General features: G+C 47.4%; 17 protein-coding genes and 1 tRNA gene. 13 read left to right on the top strand and 5 right to left on the bottom strand.

The window, feature by feature from the left end; all coding sequences use genetic code 11:
* The first annotated feature begins 2 nt into the window (after nucleotides 1–2).
* The 9 genes from HXT39_RS05035 (at nucleotide 3) to HXT39_RS04995 (ending at nucleotide 9,602) form a co-directional block, all read left to right on the top strand.
* Complete coding sequence (locus HXT39_RS05035; RefSeq protein ID WP_004110700.1) at nucleotides 3–458, top strand: type II 3-dehydroquinate dehydratase; 456 nt, start codon at nucleotides 3–5, stop codon at nucleotides 456–458.
* A gap of 62 nt (nucleotides 459–520) precedes the next feature.
* On the top strand, nucleotides 521–2,203 hold the full coding sequence (locus HXT39_RS05030; protein ID WP_012913898.1) for a CTP synthase: 1,683 nt from the start codon (nucleotides 521–523) through the stop codon (nucleotides 2,201–2,203).
* A 332-nt stretch (nucleotides 2,204–2,535) separates the two neighbouring features.
* Nucleotides 2,536–4,074, top strand: coding sequence for a Fe-S cluster assembly protein SufB (gene sufB / locus HXT39_RS05025; RefSeq protein ID WP_049762345.1), 1,539 nt, complete (start codon nucleotides 2,536–2,538; stop codon nucleotides 4,072–4,074).
* Nucleotides 4,074–5,321, top strand: coding sequence for a Fe-S cluster assembly protein SufD (gene sufD / locus HXT39_RS05020; RefSeq protein WP_102703383.1), 1,248 nt, complete (start codon nucleotides 4,074–4,076; stop codon nucleotides 5,319–5,321). The genes sufB and sufD overlap by 1 nt, the downstream gene beginning before the upstream one ends.
* Before the next feature lie 9 nt (nucleotides 5,322–5,330).
* On the top strand, nucleotides 5,331–6,107 hold the full coding sequence (gene sufC, locus HXT39_RS05015; protein ID WP_004105229.1) for a Fe-S cluster assembly ATPase SufC: 777 nt from the start codon (nucleotides 5,331–5,333) through the stop codon (nucleotides 6,105–6,107).
* 94 nt (nucleotides 6,108–6,201) lie between these two features.
* Complete coding sequence (locus HXT39_RS05010) at nucleotides 6,202–7,545, top strand: SufS family cysteine desulfurase (RefSeq protein WP_165845989.1); 1,344 nt, start codon at nucleotides 6,202–6,204, stop codon at nucleotides 7,543–7,545.
* Between the two features lie 86 nt (nucleotides 7,546–7,631).
* Nucleotides 7,632–8,330 carry a Fe-S cluster assembly sulfur transfer protein SufU gene (sufU, locus tag HXT39_RS05005; protein WP_102703386.1) on the top strand — a complete coding sequence of 233 codons (699 nt, stop codon included), beginning with the start codon at nucleotides 7,632–7,634 and terminating at the stop codon, nucleotides 8,328–8,330.
* A 35-nt stretch (nucleotides 8,331–8,365) separates the two neighbouring features.
* On the top strand, nucleotides 8,366–8,839 hold the full coding sequence (locus tag HXT39_RS05000; protein WP_076002660.1) for a metal-sulfur cluster assembly factor: 474 nt from the start codon (nucleotides 8,366–8,368) through the stop codon (nucleotides 8,837–8,839).
* A gap of 70 nt (nucleotides 8,840–8,909) precedes the next feature.
* Nucleotides 8,910–9,602, top strand: a complete 693-nt coding sequence (locus HXT39_RS04995; RefSeq protein WP_199172880.1) for an HAD family hydrolase — start codon at nucleotides 8,910–8,912, stop codon at nucleotides 9,600–9,602.
* Here HXT39_RS04995 and HXT39_RS04990 read toward each other — a convergent pair.
* The 3 genes from HXT39_RS04990 to HXT39_RS04980 form a co-directional block, all read right to left on the bottom strand.
* Complete coding sequence (locus HXT39_RS04990) at nucleotides 9,599–10,309, bottom strand: DUF4125 family protein (RefSeq protein WP_318255928.1); 711 nt, start codon at nucleotides 10,307–10,309, stop codon at nucleotides 9,599–9,601. The genes HXT39_RS04995 and HXT39_RS04990 overlap by 4 nt on opposite strands.
* Complete coding sequence (locus tag HXT39_RS04985) at nucleotides 10,306–12,318, bottom strand: DUF4037 domain-containing protein (protein ID WP_103013924.1); 2,013 nt, start codon at nucleotides 12,316–12,318, stop codon at nucleotides 10,306–10,308. Before HXT39_RS04985 ends, HXT39_RS04990 begins: the two co-directional genes overlap by 4 nt.
* A gap of 221 nt (nucleotides 12,319–12,539) precedes the next feature.
* Nucleotides 12,540–12,613: transfer RNA gene (locus tag HXT39_RS04980), tRNA-Pro, on the bottom strand.
* A 238-nt stretch (nucleotides 12,614–12,851) separates the two neighbouring features.
* On the opposite strand from HXT39_RS04980, the gene lysS reads away from it, so the two are divergent.
* Complete coding sequence (gene lysS, locus HXT39_RS04975) at nucleotides 12,852–14,549, top strand: lysine--tRNA ligase (RefSeq protein WP_004110641.1); 1,698 nt, start codon at nucleotides 12,852–12,854, stop codon at nucleotides 14,547–14,549.
* 155 nt (nucleotides 14,550–14,704) lie between these two features.
* Nucleotides 14,705–15,445, top strand: coding sequence for a phosphoglyceromutase (locus HXT39_RS04970; RefSeq protein WP_004112459.1), 741 nt, complete (start codon nucleotides 14,705–14,707; stop codon nucleotides 15,443–15,445).
* A gap of 152 nt (nucleotides 15,446–15,597) precedes the next feature.
* Here HXT39_RS04970 and phoU read toward each other — a convergent pair whose 3' ends face one another.
* Complete coding sequence (gene phoU / locus HXT39_RS04965) at nucleotides 15,598–16,278, bottom strand: phosphate signaling complex protein PhoU (RefSeq protein WP_103013925.1); 681 nt, start codon at nucleotides 16,276–16,278, stop codon at nucleotides 15,598–15,600.
* Nucleotides 16,279–16,467: 189 nt separating this feature from the next.
* Between phoU and HXT39_RS04960 the strand changes: the two genes are divergently transcribed.
* Nucleotides 16,468–17,736 (top strand): sensor histidine kinase, encoded by a 1,269-nt coding sequence (locus HXT39_RS04960; protein WP_103013926.1) that lies wholly within the window; start codon nucleotides 16,468–16,470, stop codon nucleotides 17,734–17,736.
* 51 nt (nucleotides 17,737–17,787) lie between these two features.
* On the opposite strand, the gene HXT39_RS04955 is transcribed toward HXT39_RS04960, so the two are convergent.
* Entirely contained in the window at nucleotides 17,788–18,054 is a 267-nt protein-coding gene (locus tag HXT39_RS04955) for a DUF2530 domain-containing protein (protein WP_103013927.1), read from the bottom strand.
* 185 nt (nucleotides 18,055–18,239) lie between these two features.
* On the opposite strand from HXT39_RS04955, the gene HXT39_RS04950 reads away from it, so the two are divergent.
* Nucleotides 18,240–19,385 carry a CHAP domain-containing protein gene (locus HXT39_RS04950; protein ID WP_103013928.1) on the top strand — a complete coding sequence of 382 codons (1,146 nt, stop codon included), beginning with the start codon at nucleotides 18,240–18,242 and terminating at the stop codon, nucleotides 19,383–19,385.
* Nucleotides 19,386–19,474 lie beyond the last annotated feature (89 nt).

The raw sequence follows: 19,474 nt of genomic DNA, 5'->3' as shown, positions 1-19,474 counted from the left end.
AAATGGAAAATCAGCATACAAAAAAAGTGCTTGTTGTAAGCGGACCGAATTTAGGTCGTTTAGGCGTGCGTCAGCCGGACGTGTACGGTAGTGAGAACTTTGAAACTTTGCGCGAGAAATGCGAAAAGTGGGGTGCGGAACTTGGGTTTGAAGTAGAAGTGCGCCAAAGTGACGACGAAGCGCAAATGGTTCACTGGATGCACGAAGCTGCCGATACTCATACGCCTGTTGTTATGAATCCTGCCGCTTTTACACACTACAGTTACGCGCTCGCGGACGCTGCTCACATGGTTTTGGATGCTGGAGTTCCGCTCATGGAAGTGCATATTTCTAATCCTGCTGCGCGCGATGCTTTTCGTAAAATTAGTGTAATTAGTCCTGTTGCAACCGGCACTATTACAGGCATGGGATTATACGGCTATAAGCTCGCTTTGGAAGCTGTTGCGCATCTTGTTTGATTTTGTTCGATTTTTTGCGAATCAACACCCAGCGTCGAGGCTCGAAGATACCATGGAGTTCCATGGTTAGAAGACAACATGGTAACTCTCAGGAGCATATTACAAAGCATATTTTTGTCACAGGTGGCGTAGTTTCGTCCCTCGGAAAAGGCCTTACAGCATCATCTTTAGGTCGACTTTTACGCAGTCGCGGATTGCATGTATTACAACAAAAACTTGACCCTTATATCAATGTTGACCCGGGTACAATGAACCCATTCCAGCATGGCGAAGTCTATGTTACGGAAGATGGTGCAGAAACAGATCTCGATATTGGTCATTACGAGCGATTCCTCGATGTTTTCTTAAGCCAGAAAGCGAATGTAACTACAGGTCAGATTTATCAATCTGTGCTTCGTAAGGAGCGCGCTGGCGAATATTTGGGTCAGTGCGTGCAAGTTATTCCGCATATTACTGGCGAGATTAAGTCGCGTATGCGCGCGCAAGCTTCCGACGATGTAGACGTGATTATTACGGAAATCGGCGGCACAGTTGGCGATATTGAATCCCAGCCATTCTTGGAGGCTGCTCGCGAAGTTCGTCGCGATTTAGGTCCTGAAAACTGCATGTTTGTGCACGTTTCTTTGGTACCTTATATTGCTGCAGCGCACGAGTTGAAGACTAAGCCAACTCAGCATTCTGTGATGATGCTGCGTCAGCTTGGTATTTCTCCAGACGCGCTTGTTTTGCGCTCCGATCGTCCGCTTAATCAGGCTATTAAAGACAAGATTTCGCTTATGTGTGATGTCGATGCTGAAGGCGTTGTGAACTGCGTTGACGCTCCAAGCATTTACGATGTGCCGAAGATTTTGTTCAACGAGGGCTTGGACGCTTACGTTGTTCGCGAGCTTGAGCTTCCATTCCACGATGTTGATTGGAACGAGTGGGAAGATTTGCTTGAGCGCGTGCATCATCCAAAGCATGAGCTAAACATTGCAATCGTTGGAAAGTATATTGATTTGCCGGATGCTTACCTTTCTGTTACCGAGGCTATTAAAGCTGGCGGTTTTGCAAACTGGGCTAAGGTGAATGTGCGCTGGGTTGCTGCCGACAAGTGCGAAACTCAAGAAGGTGCAGCTGCGGCTCTTGACCAAATGGACGGCATGGTTATTCCAGGCGGCTTCGGCATTCGCGGTATTGAAGGTAAGATTGGCGCACTTCGTTACGCTCGCGAGCATGGTTTGCCAACGCTTGGTCTTTGCCTTGGCTTGCAATCTATGGTTATTGAGTACGCTCGTCACGTGCTTGGGCTTGAGGATGCTAATTCCACTGAGTTCGAGAAGGATTGTGGCGATCCAGTAATTGCGACTATGGAAGAGCAGAAGGATATCGTGGCTGGTAAGGGAGATATGGGTCACACAATGCGACTTGGCTCTTACCCTGCAATGCTTGAAGAAGGTTCTATTGTTGCTGAGCTTTACGGCACTACGCATGTTACTGAGCGTCATCGTCACCGTTACGAAGTGAACGTGGCATATAAGGATCGTTTGCGCGAAGCTGGCTTGCGTATTAGCGGCCAAAGCCCAGATGGTAATTTGACTGAGTTTGTGGAGCTTCCAAAGGAAGCTCACCCATTCTACGTAGCAACTCAAGCTCATCCAGAGTTTAAGTCTCGTCCAACTAAGCCTCATCCACTGTTTGCTGGATTGGTTGCGGCAGCACTGGAACATCAGGAAGCTGCTGCTAGTAGTAAGGCTGATAAGTAAGGTTTAAGTAAGAATTAAGTAAATAGAAATAAGCGGTAAGACTGGGTTTTCCTAAGTTTTGCCGCTTTTTCATTCGCAACCGATCTTTTCTTTACACGCGCGTAAAGTTTCTGCCGTTTTTGTTTTATTAGATTGTGATAAACATTACGTTTTGCGCGTAACACGGCTATACCAAGAAATCGCATTACGAGGTAACCTTAGATAGGTGATAATTGAGTGGGGAGAGTGCAAAAGTAGCGCTTGGGGAGCAGCTTTTGCCAATTGATACGTACCGCGCGCAGGTGTGCGTTAAGTATGGAGGTGTTACAGGCTTTATGAGCGATACTGGCAATATGAATGATACTGGCGTTACTGGCGATACAAGCGTTGCAGCAAGCGATGGTAATCTAGCAAAAAATAAAGCTGCAGACGTTGAAATGAGCCAGTATGTGGCAGATCGCGCTCGCGTAAACGAAGAGAAAATCCGCCAAGATGAGCAAATTGTTGCTGAATTTGGTGATTACAATTACGGCTGGCACGATTCGGACGCTGCAGGCGAGGCTGCAAAAAAAGGTATTGACGAGTCGGTTGTTCGCGCAATTTCTGCCGATAAAAACGAGCCGGAGTGGATGCTAGATCTTCGCTTGCAAGGCTACCGCGCGTTTTTGCAAAAGCCAATGCCGGATTGGGGCGTGGATTTAAGCGGTTTTGACGCTGACGATTTTAAATACTACGTGCGCCCGGTTCACGATCAAGCAAAAACTTGGGACGATTTGCCGGAAGATATTCGCAAAACTTACGATCGCTTAGGCATTCCGGAAGCGGAGAAAAAGCGCTTAGTTTCAGGCGTTGCAGCACAGTACGAGTCGGAAGTTATTTACAATTCGATTCGCGAAGACTTGGCAGCTCAAGGCGTGATTTTTGTTGACACGGATACGGCAGTGCAAAAGTATCCGGAGCTTGTAAAAAAGTATTTCGCAACCGTGATCCCTGTTGACGACAACAAGTTTGCAGCTCTTAACACCGCGGCTTGGAGTGGCGGCTCGTTCGTGTATGTTCCAAAAGGCGTGCACGTGGATATTCCGCTTCAAGCTTACTTTAGAATTAATACGCCGAACATGGGTCAGTTTGAGCGAACGCTTATTATTGCGGACGAAGGCTCTTATGTGCATTACGTTGAAGGTTGCACGGCTCCAATTTATTCCACGGATTCGCTTCACGCTGCAAACGTTGAAATTGTTGTGGAAAAGCATGCGCGTGTGCGTTACACAACAGTGCAAAACTGGTCAAATAACGTGTATAACTTGGTAACTCAGCGAGCTTACGTGCGCGAGGGCGGCACAATGGAGTGGGTTGACGGAAACATCGGCTCCAAAGCTACTATGAAGTATCCTGCTTGTATTCTTGCCGAGCCTTACGCAAAAGCGGAGACTATGTCTTTGAGTTTTGCTGGCCGCGGACAATATCAAGATACTGGTGCGAAGATGATTCATTTAGCTCCTCACACGAGTTCTACGATTGTTGCTAAGTCGATTTCGCGCGGCGGCGGACGTTCAGCTTACCGCGGTCTTGTGAAGATTATTAAGGGTGCGAAGGGCTCTAGTTCGTCTGTTGTGTGCGATGCTTTGCTTGTTGACGATTTTTCCAGGTCCGATACTTATCCGCATGTTGACGTGCGCGAAGATGACGTTTCGATGGCTCACGAGGCCACTGTTTCCAAGGTTTCGGAGGATCAGCTTTTCTATTTGATGAGTCGAGGGCTTGAAGAAAAAGAGGCTATGGGCATGATTGTTCGCGGCTTCGTGGAGCCGATTAGCCGCGAGCTGCCAATGGAGTACGCGCTTGAGTTGAATCGCTTAGTTGAGTTGCAAATGGAAGGATCCGTGGGCTGATGAGCGAAGATTTAAAAGAGAATTTAGGCAATAAAATGACGGAAAAAGAAATTACTATTCCTATAGCAGACCCTAATGATCCGTATGCGGTTCCTGCAGCAATGCCTTCTAGCGCAGATAAATCCGTGCGCTCGTTTAATGTGGAAGATTTTGCGATTCCAACTAGAAAGCAGGAAGATTGGCGATATACTCCAGTTGAGCGAATTTCCGAGTTTTTCGAGCGTTTTGAACCATCTAATAGTATTCAAGTAACTCTTGAAGGTGTTGGTGGAGCTGCATTGGATGATTCTTACGTTGGTAGCGACGGTTCCGTAAGTTTGCAAGTAAAGCCGAAAAACGAGGCTCCTCATACCGATATGAAGCCGTCTGATCGCGTAGCTGCAGTCGCGTGGAATACAGCGAAATCTGCATACGTGCTTCACGTATCTGGCGAAATCAAAAAGCCAATCGTACTGAAAATTCAGGGTGATAATGTTAATACGCTTGACGCATTGCACTTAGTAATCGAAGCGGATTCTCGCTCGAATGCTGACATTATTATCGAACATACCGGCTGCGCAAAACTTGCTGAAGGTGTGGAAATCATCCTCGGAAAGCACGCGCACGTTTCTACTACCTTTATTCAAGAGTGGGATTCGGGCAGTAAACACGTTGGAAATCAGCGTATTCACGTTGGTGAGGGAGCTTCGCTTCGCCACACGATGGTCACTCTTGGCGGAGATGTTGTGCGCATTCGCATGGATCAGGATTTTGGCGGCGAACAGGGTGATTTGAACATGCTCGGCATGTATTTTGTGGATCCAGGCGAGCATGTTGAGCACCGCACGATGGTTGTGCACAATTATCCGGAATGCAAGTCCAGAGTAGTGTACAAGGGTGCCTTGGAAGGGAAGGGAGCGCATTCAACTTGGGTTGGAAACGCGCTTATTAAGCCGGAAGCTCCTGGCACAGATTCGTACGAGTTGAACCGTAATTTGGTGCTCACTCCTGGCGCAATCGCCGATTCTGAGCCAAATTTGGAAATTGAAAACGGCAATATTATTGGCGCGGGTCATGCAAGTTCAGTTGGACGATTTGACGACGAAGAGCTTTTCTACCTGCAGTCTCGCGGAGTTAGTGAGGTTGAAGCCAGAAAGCTTGTTGTGCGCGGATTCTTTAACGAGCTGATTGAGGAAATTGGCGTTCCGGAAATTGTCAATCACTTAATGAAGGCGATTGAGCGCCGTCTTGCAAGAACGGAAGAATAGGAGAAAAACATGTCAACTTTGGAAATTAAGGATTTGTACGCTTCTGTAGAAACAAAAGAAGGTCGCAAGCAAATCTTAAAAGGCGTAAATCTTACAGTTAATTCTGGCGAAACGCACGCAATTATGGGTCCTAACGGATCTGGAAAGTCTACTCTTGCCTACACTTTGGCAGGGCACCCAAAGTATGAAGTCGATTCGGGTCAAGTTCTTCTCGACGGCGAAGATATTTTGAAAATGACTCCTGACGAGCGCGCAAAAGCTGGATTATTCCTCGCAATGCAATACCCTGTAGAAGTACCTGGCGTGTCTATGACGAACTTCCTTCGTACTGCAAAAACTGAAGTCGAAGGCAAAGCTCCATCTTTAAGAAGCTGGGTGAAAGAACTTAGCGAGGCTATGAAAAAACTTCGAATGGATCCAAAATTTGCGTCGCGTTCCGTAAACGAAGGCTTCTCTGGCGGCGAAAAGAAGCGCGCGGAAGTTTTGCAACTAGAGCTTTTGAAACCAAAGTTTGCGATTTTGGACGAAACTGATTCCGGACTCGACGTTGACGCACTTCGAATCGTGTCGGAAGGCGTGAATCGCGCCAAAGAGAACACCGGTTTGGGCATTATGATGGTCACGCATTACACGCGAATCCTTAAGTATATTAAGCCGGATATTGTGCATGTTTTTGCGCAAGGTCATTTTGTAAAGACTGCAGGACCGGAGCTTGCGGATGAGCTGGAAGAAGAAGGCTACGACAAGTACTTGCCGGAAGGTACAACCGAGTCGGCACTGGCTTAAGCGCGGTTCAAGTACAGTTTAATCTATCTGTATATTCGTAAGAATAGCGTAAAAATAGCGGTTTAATATGACTACAGTGACTGAAGAAAATATTATGCGAGAATTTAGCGATTTGCGCTCGCAGTTTCCGATTTTAAGTCGCACGGTTCACGGCACTTCGCTTTACGACACTGTGCACGGAAAACCCTTGATTTACTTGGATTCTGCAGCAACTTCGCAAAAGCCGCAAGTTGTAATCGACGCCGAAAAAGAGTTTTACGAAACAATTAACGCAGGAGTTCACAGGGGAGCACACGAGTTGGCGGCGCTTTCCACGGTTGCATTCGAAGAAGCGCGTGCGAAGGTTGCGCGTCTTGTTGGAGCGTGCGCGGATGCTGGGCGCGAAGAAATTGTTGTTACTCCGGGCGCGACCGGCGCGCTTAATCTTCTCGCAACTGCTATTGGCAACGCTAGTGCAAAAGCGAGAATCTGCAAAAAAGACAGTAGTGATTCTGTTAGTTCTAAGCGTGATTTCCGCCAAAATTTTGTTCTTCGAGAAGGCGATGTAATAGTCGTATCTCGCGCAGATCATCACTCTGTTTTGCTGCCATTCCAAGAGCTTGCTCTTCGCACGGGAGCGGAGCTTCGTTGGATTGACGTAACAGAGGACGGCCGCGTGCGCACGGACACGGATTATTTGCGAACAATTATTGACGAGCGCACGAAAATTGTTGCAGTTACGCATATTAGCAACGTTACTGGCGCGATTACGGATGTTTCGCCGATTTGCAAGCGCGCTCACGAAGTCGGGGCGATTTTTGTGCTCGACGCATGCCAGTCAGTGCCGCATATTCCGGTTGATCTTCGCGCGTTAGACGTTGATTTTGCAGCATTTAGTGCGCATAAAATGTATGGACCTACGGGAGTTGGATTCTTGTATGGTCGCCGCGAGCTTTTGAACGCTCTTCCGCCGGCCAATTTTGGCGGTTCAATGGTGGAGCTTGCGTGGCTTAACAAGCCTGCGCAATACATGGATGCGCCTTACCGTTTTGAGGCTGGAACTCAGCCGGTTGCGCAAATGGTTGCGGCCGGAGTTGCAGCGGATTGGTTGCGCGCGGTGGGTATGAATAAAGTTGCAGAGCATGAGCAGGAAATTGCTGCAGAATTGCTAAAATTACGGGATGTTCCAGGCGTGCGCATTTTGGGTCCGACTGATTTAGAGAATCGAATTGGCACAGTTGCTTTTGAAGTTGAGGGCGTGCATCCGCACGATGTTGGACAGTTTTTGGATGCTCAAGGCATTGCGATTCGCGTCGGGCATCATTGTGCTCAGCCGATTCACCGTCATTTTGGTGTATACGCTTCGAATCGCGCTTCTGTTGGTGTTTACAACACAGTTGACGAGGCTCGCGCGTTTGTTGAAGCAGTCTCACACGTTCGCGCCTACTTTGGCGCATAATATTGTTAGCGAGCGAGTTGGAGAGTTAGCAAGTTAGCAAAGCGAATTGGCGAGTTAGCGAGTTAGGAAGTAGGTAAGGAGTGCGTATGTTTGATATGGGTTTTGCTGCGGGCGCTGGTTTTGGTGCGGGCGCTGGTTTTTCAGATGCGGCTGGTGACGGCTTGGAAAGCATGTATCAAGAAGTGATTTTGGATGCTGCGCGAAATCCGCATGGCAAAACTCATTTCGAAAGCACGGACGCGCTCGCAAAAGCGGAGCTGCAGGAAGAAACTCAAGAATCTACTGAATCTGCAAAAAATACAGAATCTGCCGAAATTACCTTAAATAATGCTCACGAAAGTTGCGCTGTTACATCTGACGAAAACTCTGCTTTAGGTCAATCGCACCAATTCAATCCAACTTGCGGCGACGAAGTTACCATGCGCGTGGAGCTTTCGCGCAGCGCAAATAATGACGAAACACCAATAGTATCAAGTATTAAGTGGGACGGTCACGGCTGCTCAATTTCGCAAGCAAGCCTTTCAATGATGGTTGATCTAGTCGAAGGAAAATCAGTTGACGAAGCCTTACAATTAGACGCGCTTTTCCACAAGCTTATGGAATCTCGCGGAGAAGGTTTGCAAAGCGAAGAGGACGAAGATGCGCTGGAAGATGCAATGGTTTTGCAAGGCGTATCGCGCTACCCAATGCGAATTAAGTGCGCGCTTTTGGCGTGGGAAGGCCTAAAAGACAGCATCGCAAAAGCTTCACAAAACTTGAATCCGCAAATTCTTGGCAGCTTGTAAAATCGAAATTTGGTACAAGCAAAGCAAGGAATATTATGGAAGAAAATCAATCGGCATCTGAGGTGATGTATGAAACGCATCCTGCGAATTTAAGCGCGAATGACATTGGCCGAGTTACAGAAGATGATATTTTAGACGCTTTACACGATGTTGTGGATCCTGAGCTTGGCATTGACGTGGTTGATTTAGGCTTGGTTTATGGCATTGAAATTGATGAGCTTGGGCGCGCAATTATTACTATGACGCTTACCACGCCTGCATGTCCGTTAACTGAATTGATTGAGGATGAGTGTGCGAATGCGCTCGCAGGCTTGGTGGAAGAGTTTCGTATTGATTGGACGTGGAAGCCGCGTTGGAGCGTTGAAAACATTAATGAGGACGGTCGCGCGCAGCTTGAGGCGCTTGGCTACAATCTCAACAGTTTGCAAGCGAATTTTGCTGCAGGAATGTACGGTTCTGGCGTAGTTGGCGCTGCGTCGATGAGTGCTGGTATTCCGCCAACTGTGTGAGTATTTGGTTGGCGTGCTGTTTTGTTTTGTTGTTTTGTTTTGAGAGCAACGTATTGCACAAGTGGGAATTATGGGCGCTGAAATAAAGGCAGTTAGTGCAAGCGGTATCTGTGATGTGCACGAAATAAGTGATGTGCGCAAAATAAGTGATGTGCACGATGATATGCGCGAAATAAGTGATGTGCGCGAAAATAGTATTCGCAAGTATGCTTTGCGCAAAATAACTGACGTTGTTTTCGACTTGCAATTGCTGGTGGATTGGGATGCGCGCCGCACTCTGGCTGCGGATTATCCGGATTTTATTGGGGAAGTGCTTTTTAGTTTCGAGCCTGAGTGGGGATTTGAGTTTCACGAGTCATTGCGCGAGGCTGGGTGGAGCAGCAAGCAAGCGCTGGATTCGTTTGATGAGCATCACGGACCGGCAGTTACGTGGCTATATCGCTTGTATTTTGAGCGTTTCGAGCGCGGTTTTGCAGGCGAGCTCGCGGATGCTTCGGCTGTGGCGCGTGAGTTGATTGCGAGCGGCGTGCGCGTGTGGGCACTTGGTAACGCTTCTTGCGATTGGTTAAATTGCGCGCGCAAAATTTGCCCAATACTCGGCGAGCTTAACGGCGTTTGTGCATCTTACGAATCGCATTTGCGCAAACCCGACGTAATGCTTTACCGCACGTTTTTGCAACAAACCGGTCTTTCCGCTGCTTCCGCGCTTTTTCTCGAAAGTGACTCTCGCGCAGCTTCTGCAGCGTCGCTGCTTTATTCTTAAGCTGCATTTCTAATCTGCGCACGCTCGGCCGCTTCGAGCGAATCGTATCCATACATTCGCACAGTATTCGCAATAATCATTTGCGTAAGATTTATATTTTCCGCGCGCAAGTTATGTACAAAACGCTGGTATTTTGCGAAAGTTGCGTCAGAATACGTGCTTAATTCGCCTCGCAAATACGTTTCAAAAGATGTATTTTCTGCCGTATCCTCGCTAGTTTTAAGCACGCGCATCGCAAAACCCAAATGCGGGTAGTGCTCGCGAAAATCCGCAGCCCACTCAACTTGCGTTAAAATAATCTGCTCCTGCGCGCTTTTTCTAGGCTCCAAAATTGGCTTAATATAAGGCTTAATCGTGCGCTCAAAAATTTCCGGCGCAGTCGACTCCATCATTCGCGCATACTTTTCCGTAATCAAATTGCCGCCGTTGCTGTTTGCGCGCTCAAGATCCTGCTTATAAGACTCCTGCAAATCCAGCGGCCACGCCAAAAACTGACTCATGCGCATAATGCGAAAAGTTGGCCAGTTTCCTTGGCAATTCGCGCGTCCGCCTTCGTTTTCTGTAAGCTGGAACTGATCCCACTCGAGTTGGGTGATTTCTTCCGCAAGTTTTTGCGCTTTTGTATTTTCTGCTTTCGTATTTTGCGCTTTCAGCTTTTCTGATTTCGGATTTTCTTCTTTCGTATTTGCTAATAAATCGCACATCATAAGCTCCTTAAGCACGCAGCGCGCGAATTAATATGCGCTTCAACGTACGGCCGCTGCCATTCTAAAAAAGTTTCGCCGCAATCGCTTAAGCCCTCGTATTGCAACTCTCGCACAATATCTTCGCAAATATTGTCAATTATTTGCGTAACTTGCTTTTGCGCAATTCCCGCTCCTTTGCCGCCTTCGCCAAAACCGTCGCCGCCGGAGCCGTCGCCGCCAAAGCAAGCAGCGGAAGAAAGTCGCATTACTGACTCAAGTTTTCCGCACACTTCCGGAAGCCTAGAAGCCATGCGATTGCTGAGCTTGCGCAATGCCGCAAACTGCCACTTGTAGTAAGGCAAGTAGCCTGCGGTTACAGGATTGTTGAGCAGAAAAACGAGGGAAGCAGTTGCGCGCACGAATTCGTTGATAGAAAGCCATGCTGCGGATGCGTCTTTGCGCGCAATCATGCGTGGGAAATTGTATTGGCCGGCTTGCGAAATCATGCCAAGTCTGCGCGAGATTAGTGAGATTCGCACATCGTCCGGCATGAGTTTGAAGCTTTGGCGCGCTTTTGAGAACTCGCCAAGAGGATCTGCGAAAATTTTTCCGTTCGTCGCTGCTGCAAGCGTTGACTCGCTTAATGAGAGCCATAAGTGCGGCTCGTTTGCGGCCGGGGCAGTGGGGAAGCCGGTTAGATTTTCGAAAAATTCGCTTATGCTGAACACTCCGACTCGCTTGCTGCTTTCGCATGATTTGGCGCGCTGCGTTTCGTTGCGAGATTCAAAACCGGCGTATTTTTGCGGAAGTGCGTTGTAAGCGTTTTGCAAATCCGCGCCAATTTCCGCGTAATCTTCGTCAGTAAGCCACAAGCAGAATCCGGGACCAAAATCGTGGTCGCGCGAAATTTCGTCGTCAAAACCGTAGCATTCCGAACCGTGACCAACTAATCCTGCTGCAATGCGATTTTTGTACCTCGCGAATTTTGGCTGATCAAGTAACGGCTTTCCGTAAGTTTGCCAGTATGATTGCGCTAATTGCATGCCGGTTTTTATGTTATTGTTTGCTGTGTGTTGGTTTTCTGTTTGTTGGCTTTCTGTTTGTTGGCTTGATGATTCTTGAATTTTTGTAGATAATTTTGCAGATACTTTTTCGGATATTTTCGTAACTTTTTCTGCCAACTTGCGCGTTTGTCGCAAATTTTCTGCCGTAATCGCGTAAGATTCGCTATCTTTTCCGTAGCATCTCGCAATCAAATCAAGTGCCTTACTGTAACTTTCCTCAGCCTGAGCGTACTCTCCGCGCGCGCACTGTACTTGCGCAAAGCCTGCCAATGCAGAAGCGTAGTGCGGCTGATTTTCGTTATTCCCCGCAATATACATGCGAACGCTGGTCGAAGCGTGTTCAAAAGCGGATTCAAGAGTTGCGGATTTGCTGTTTGTGCTGGTGTTGGGATGCGAGCACTCCTTCGTATGCTCCTTCGTACACTCCTGCAGCATCGAAAGCGCAAGATTCGTGTGCGTGGCGGCAATATCGATGTCGCACTCAGGATCCGTGCTCGTATTTTGCAAAATTTCAAGCGCCTGATTAAGCTCCTCAATTGCATCATGCGTGCGACCGGTTTCGCTGTAAAGCATCGAAAGATTGTTGTGAAGCGCGGCAAGCTTGCGGTTTTTAGTGCCGAGCGTTTCGGTGGATTCGTTAAGAGCTTGAGTGTAAATTTTTTCGGCGCGATCGTAGCTGCCTGCCGCGCGAAGGCTTGTGGCGGCGTTAATTAGCGTAGTTGTGCCAGCTTCCGTGCCAGCTAGCTGCATTTTGTTTGCAAGATTTAGAGCGCGATTGATGATTGGCTGATTTTTTGTGTGCTCTCCGCGCGAACGGTAAAAGCCCATGAGTTCGTTGAGAATAGACAGTTGCAGGGGATTGGCTTCGGTAAGTTTTCGCAAAAGATACGTTTCAATCGCGTCTGCGCTCGCGTGATTCGCGAACATTTCGTCAAGCTCGTTATAAAATTGCGCAGCGTCCTCCATCAAAGCCCCCTTGCTATTGCGCTTGTTCACAATCAATCGACTTCAATTTTACAGCCATGTAAAGAAACTGCCGCTTTCACGCCAAATTGCGGCAGAAACTTTACGCACGTGTAAAGGAAATATCGCCTACGCGCCTTAATTCGGCAGAAATTTTACAGCCGCGTATAGGAAATGTCGGAATTGCGTGTGCGTGGGTGGAGGGTGATTCTAGAAATCAAAAGTCGGGCTGGCGGGATTTGAACCCGCGGCCTCTTCGTCCCGAACGAAGCGCGCTACCAAACTGCGCTACAGCCCGATGCTGAAACTAGCGAAAGCATATGCGCATAAAAGTTCCAACAACGTCCGTAATGTTACAGGTTGGCTAATACAAATTATTGTAAAGCGTGTGCAAGTCGCGCAAAGCAAGTCACGCAAAGTAAGTCCCGCGTAAGCATATTGCTACAGGCTGCGGAATTTCTTTGTAAACATATCGCAAATTATCACTGCAAGTCGCGTATAAAACCTGTATTACCTACTGGCTACAATTAGCGTTTATGACTGACACCAATACTGCAATGTCTGCCGCGCAAAGTGCCGCAGAATCTGCCGCTAAAAATGCAGCAGAAAACGAAGCAACAGATACCGTCAATGAAATTGACACTGTTGAACATGCCGAAATGTTACTCGCTCAAGACGAGGCAATCGCCAAGCGCGTAAACGAAGGCGCAACCTTGGATGAAGCAATCGACCCAAGCAATAAAGAATTTGGGCCACAAGCTCATCCTGAGCAGGTACAGATGCGCGTTGCTAAGCGCGCAATGATGCTTAAGGAGGGTGTGCAGCCTTATCCTGTGCATCTTAACGTTACTGACACAATCGAAAAGGTGCGTGCTGATTTCGATGGCAAGCTTGAAGCTGGCGAAGAAACCGATACCGAGGTTGGTATTGCAGGTCGCGTGCTTTTCTTGCGTAACGCTGGCGGCTTGTGCTTTGTTAAGCTTTCTGCCGGTGACGGTACTACGATTCAGGCGATGGTTTCCAAGAAGGAAATTGGTGAGGAGTCCATTAAAAGTTTTAAGCAGATGGTGGATTTGGGTGACCACTTGTACGTTCGTGGTCGCGTGATTTCTTCTAAGACTGGCGAGCTTTCTGTATTTGCAACCGAGTGGGCGATTGCGGCTAAGGCTTTGCAGCCGCTTCCGGCTTTGCATAAGGAATTAAGCGACGACACTCGTACGCGCAAGCCTTATATTGGCATGATTGCGGACGAGAAGATTCGCGATATGGTTCGCAGGCGTTCGCGCGCTGTGGCTTCGCTTCGCCGCACTTTCGACAGTCATGACTTCTTGGAAGTCGAAACTCCAATGTTGCAAACGGTTCATGGCGGTGCTGCTGCTCGTCCATTTACAACTCACATGAACGCTTTCGACATTGATCTTTATTTGCGCATTGCGCCTGAGCTTTTCTTGAAGCGTTGCTTGGTTGGTGGCATTGAGCGCGTGTTCGAAATCAACCGCGATTTCCGCAACGAAGGCGTGGATGCAACTCACGCTCCAGAGTTTACAATGCTTGAGGCTTACCAAGCTTACGGCACTTACGATACGATTGCTGCTCTTACCAAGGAGCTGATTCAGAAGGCTGCTGTCGATGCTTTCGGTTCCACTAAGGTGACTTTGCTTAATGGCGAAGAGTACGATTTTGGCGGCGAGTGGAAGCAGATTACCATGTACGGCTCGCTTTCCGAGGCTTTGGGCGAGGAGATTACGCCGGAAACTTCCGTTGAGCATTTGGGTGCGATTGCAGACAAGCTTGGTGTTGAGCGCGACGAAGTGGAGAATCACGGCAAATTGGTTGAGCACTTGTGGGAGCACTTCTACGAGGATAAGCTTTACGCGCCAACGTTTGTGCGCGACTTCCCAGTTGAGACGAGCCCGCTTGTTAAAGGTCATCGTACGAAGCCTGGAATGGTCGAAAAGTGGGATTTGTACGTGCGTGGCTTTGAGCTTGCAACCGGCTACTCCGAGCTTAACGATCCTGTTGTGCAGCGCGAGCGCTTTGTTGCTCAAGCTAAGGATGCTTTGGCTGGCGATGTTGAGGCAATGGATATTGACGAGGACTTCATTGAGGCTCTCGGCGTCGGTATGCCTCCTGCTGGCGGCATGGGAATGGGTATTGATCGCTTGCTGATCGCTCTTACTGGCGCAACTATTCGCGAGACAATTACGTTCCCACTCGTGAAGCCTCTTCGCTAGTTGTGATTATCGCTAGTTGTATTAGTTATAATCAGTTGAATTAATCTTAAAAGTCGTTGAATGCTATTTTAGTGTTCGGCGACTTTTTTGATTAAATTTTTCGTGTTTGTTTACTTTTTGTAAGTAGTCGTACGAAACGAATAGACTAGGTAACTATGACATACAAATTAGTATTGCTCCGACATGGTCAGAGCGCATGGAATAAGACCAATCAGTTCACTGGTTGGGTTGATGTACCGCTGACTGAGCAGGGTGTTGAGGAAGCTAAGCATGGTGGCGAGCTTCTTAAAGAGAAGAACGTTCTTCCAGACATCGTGTTCACTTCTTTGCTTCGCCGCGCTATCAATACCGCGAATTACGCGCTTGATGCAGCCGACCGCTTGTGGATTCCAGTTCGTCGCAGCTGGCGTTTAAACGAGCGTCATTATGGTGCTTTGCAAGGTAAGAACAAGTCTGAGATTCGTCAGGAATATGGCGATGAGAAGTTCATGATTTGGCGTCGTTCTTACGCAACTCCACCTCCTGAGATTGATCCAAACGATGAGTATTCTCAGACGAATGATCCTCGTTACGCAGGCGATCCAGTTCCAGAAACTGAAGCTTTGGCAAACGTTGTGACTCGCGTAACTCCTTATTGGGAGTCGGATATTATTCCAGAGCTTAAGTCCGGCAAGACTGTAATGATTGCTGCTCACGGCAACAGCTTGCGCGCAATCGTTAAGATGCTCGATAACTTGAGCGAGGAAGAGATTTCCAAGGTGAACATTCCAACCGCTATTCCTCTGCTTTACGAGTTGGATGAGAACTTCAAGCCAATCAAGCCTCGCGGTGAGTATTTGGATCCAGAAGCTGCTGCTGCCGGCGCTGCTGCTGTGGCTGCTCAGGGTCAGAAGTGAGATTCTGATTCGCTGGCTTTGGAGCGCTTAAGTTAGTTTTTAAAATAAAAGTAGGTTTGCAATTAATTTGCAAACCTACTTTTTGTTTACTTTTATTTTCATGCGCACTTTGAGTAACTTGAAAGTGCGTAGCGCGTTTCGCTGTAACCGCTTTACGCTACAACCGTGTCTTTATCTGGCTCCGGCTTCTTGGACGGATCGAATCCGGAAACAATAAACACAATTTGCCTTGCGACGGCAACGCAATGGTCTCCAATTCGCTCAATAAAGCGGCTAAGCAGAACGACATCAATTAACTGCCTGCGTGTACCCTTCCAATTTTCGCCTTCTACCAGCTCAAAAATCTTTTCGTGCAATTTGTCGAGCGCATCGTCGCCAGCAATAATAGTTTCCGCCATTTGCACATCGCGATTTGCAACCATGGTCGTTAAGCGGCCTGACAGTTCGTGCAAGAAATCAACCATTGCAACAATAGTTTCGCGTCCTTCTTGCGCAATAGCAGATTCAGGCCAGGTTCGTCTAGTAATTTGAGCGATATGACTTGTTAAATCTCCCATGCGTTCAAACGTTGCAGCTAATCGCATTGTAGCTACAACTTCGCGCAAGTCTGTTGCCACAGGGTTTTGGCGAGCAAGCAAAGTCAAGCATTGGTCAATAGTGCTTGCTTCTAAAGCGTCTAAGTCTGCGTCTTTATCGATAACAGTTTGAGCAGCTTCCAAATCCGCGTTTAAAAGCGCGCTTCCAGCATCGTTCATAGCTTTTGCTACAAGTTCTGCCATGCGTTCGAGGTTTGAAGCAATCGCCTTCATTTCTTCGTTGAAAATTACTCGCATGGTGCGTCCTTTCTCAGTGCTGTGAGTTTATTTGAACGCCTAGTTTGCACGTCGCTATAAGTCAGGCATCCTATGTAATTATAGACGATGCTGGTAACGAAGCGACCGAAACTTTACAGCCGTGTAAAGTTTCTGCCGCTTTTTAGTTGCATAGTTACAAAAGCGCGCAAAATATGAGATTATAGGAGTATGCCTCAAGGTTCTTCTGCGGTTGTGATTGTTGTATTTGTTGCTTTCGGCGTGCTTGCGTTGTGCGTTGTGCTTTCGTTGTGTGTGTTGATGTCGGATTGGTTTTCTACAGTTTTGCGTCTTTTTAAGCGAGCGTTTAATTATATTCGTGGCGCAAGGTATGGCGCAAAGTATGACGAAAGCGACGACATAACCGACGACATCAGCGACAACGCAAGCGACGACATCAGCGACGACGCGTCCCAAGTTTTGGCAATGCTCGACATGCCAACTGTTGTCATTGATGCCAACAATGACGTAATTCGCGCAAGTTCTGAAGCTTATTTGCTAGGTGTTGTTAGCGATGATTCGCTATGTCAGCCTCGCGTTCTTCAAGCTGTTAATTCCGTACGCGCTTCTGGCAGATTCGAGCGCTTCTCTTTGGTTACTTCGACCCCTGAGCGTTATGTGTCAATAACCGCAAATCCTCAAGAGTCAACCACTGTTTCGCGCCCTAATTGGCTTACTGTTACGGCTGGAAGCATTGGAGGCGGTATTGTAGTTGTAATTATTGAGGATACGAGTGCAGCTCACCGTTTTGCGCAAACTCGCGACGACTTTATTTCCAACGTTTCTGAGCAGTTAATGCGATCTACTCGCAACTTAACTCAGCTTACGAAAGTTTTGCAAAACGAACAGGTATCTGCGCAAAAAATTAAAGATATTGCGCAAATTGCCGGTAAATCTTCCAAGAAACTTGAGCACATGCTTGAAGATTTGTTATGGCTGGTTCGCGCTCAAAATCCTATTGATTTAGATTCTGCGCAAGTATTTTCTTTGAATGATGTTTTGTCGTATGTGCAAAATCAAGTTGCTGCGTTTGCTAAGGATTGTTGCGTACGCGTCGTGTCAAAAGTCGATTCGCACTTATGCGTGCGCGGTGAAATTTCGCAAATTCAAGCTGCAGTGCGGAAATTAGTTGAGAATGCAATTACGTATTCTCCAAAAAATTCTACAGTTTCGCTATCTGCGTCACTTTCAACAGATGGTCAATACGCTGTGATTCGTGTTGTAGATCGCGGAGTTGGCATTGATTTGCAAGATCAGTCGCGAATTTTTGAACGATTCTATCGTGCGAATAATCAAAATAGTCAAAGCCAGGATGGTGTAGGTTTAGGGCTTGCAATTGCTAAGCATGTGGCACTTACGCACCACGGAAATATTACGCTTTGGAGTATGCCGGGGCAGGGTACTACCGTAAGTTTTGCGCTACCAATTGCAAATAAATAAGCAGCAAGTTAGCAAGTTAGCAAATCAGCAAGTTAGCAAATCAGCAATAAACTATTTTCCTAAGCGCCTGTAATCCCAGCGGTCAAAATGTTCCCAGATTAATAGCAGAACGCCAATAATTGTTCCCGATACGCAAAACAACACAGGAAACCAAGTCGTAATATGCAATAACGCAACGATAAGCGCAATCATTGTTGCGACTAACCACGCGATCGTTCCTATAGCAAAAACCTTTCGCAAATCAACGCGCAGCGGTTTTGGTACTGCTTTTCGTGCATCAGGATTAACTATAGGTGCAAATTTCATACTTCCAACCATACAACTTACCGAAGTCTAAGTGTGACAAGTGCAGCTTAAGCGCGAAAATTGGCGGATTTAGGTTGTGTGCGTTTCTTACATCCTAACCACGTTGTAACCTTTCACATAGAAGATTGGAAGAAAATCAGTTGGGGGTGTAGCGTTTGTGCGCTGCGTTCCACGTTTAACATAAGAAAGTGATTAGTATGAGACATGCTGCACATGGTGCCACAAAAGCAAAGAGGCGTGGTGATTCGCCGCTTTCGCTGTTTGTAGCTCAGCATGGCGCGCATGGTGCGCATAGTGTGCGCGGTATGCGTTCTGTTCAGGCTAATCGTGTTAGTGAGCGTTTGGCTGCGGTTGCTACTAGCAATGGTGCTGTTGTAGAGCTTCCAGAAGCTGTTTCTGAGCGTTTGCAGGAGCTTGTTCCTCAAAGCAGGCGCGCGCTTAGGTTGTCTAAGCTTGCTAATGAGCGTCGTCACAATGTAATACTTTCGGCTTCTCTTGTTGCAATGGTTGGTACTGTTGCAGCTACTATGGCTTTAACTAAGGTTAATAGTTTTGATGCTCGCGCTTCCGAATTTGAGCCGTCTATGACTGCAGTTGGCGACGCATCTTCAACAGTTTCGCGTTCTAGCCGGCGCGAGTCTCTTGATCCTATGGCGACTATTAATAATGCTGTTGACTCTATTGAGAATGCTGCTAAAAAATCGCATAATGTGGGCTCTGCTGATGCTGCAAATAGCGCGAATGAAGATAGTTCTGCTCGCTCGGATTCGAAGCATGGAAACTTAGCCAATAAGGTTGCTAATTCAGTACAACCTGGCACTTTTTCTACTATATCTTCGAAGTCTGATTCGTGGAATTTAGGTTCTGATTCAGGCTTTAATATTGCGGAAATGTCGCGTTCTGCTGCGAATAATCCTAAGGTTGCTTTGTTGATAGATAAAGACTTTGACGTTTTGCCGAAGGGCTTTAATCCAAATCACGCAACTGGGGATACCGGTAACGCGTATGAGTTCAGCCAGTGCACGTGGTGGGTGTATATTCGCCGCCATCAGTTAGGTTTGCCTGTTGGCTCGCATTTTGGCAACGGAAATATGTGGGCTGATTCTGCGCGCAGTCTTGGCTATTGGGTAGATAATTCCGCTCGTCATGTTGGCGATATCATGGTGTTCCGCTCGGGTCAGGCTGGTTCTGATCCATTCTATGGGCACGTTGCAGTTGTTGAAAAAATTAATTCAGACGGTTCTATTGAAACTTCTGAATGTGGCGCTTCTTACCAAGGACGAACTTTCTCGCGCAAGTTTGACGCTAAGGAAGTTTCTCAATATCAGTTTATTCATTACTAAAGCTGCATTACTGAAGTTTCGTTACTAGAGCTGGTTTGCTAAAATTAGTTTGCTTATTACTGGCGTTGCTATTTTTCTCGTATGTAATA

Origin of the sequence: Gardnerella sp. DNF01159 (assembly GCF_049244215.1) — a bacterium.
In the GTDB taxonomy this organism is placed as follows: domain Bacteria; phylum Actinomycetota; class Actinomycetes; order Actinomycetales; family Bifidobacteriaceae; genus Bifidobacterium; species Bifidobacterium swidsinskii.
This window is presented reverse-complemented; position numbering and strand designations above follow the sequence as displayed.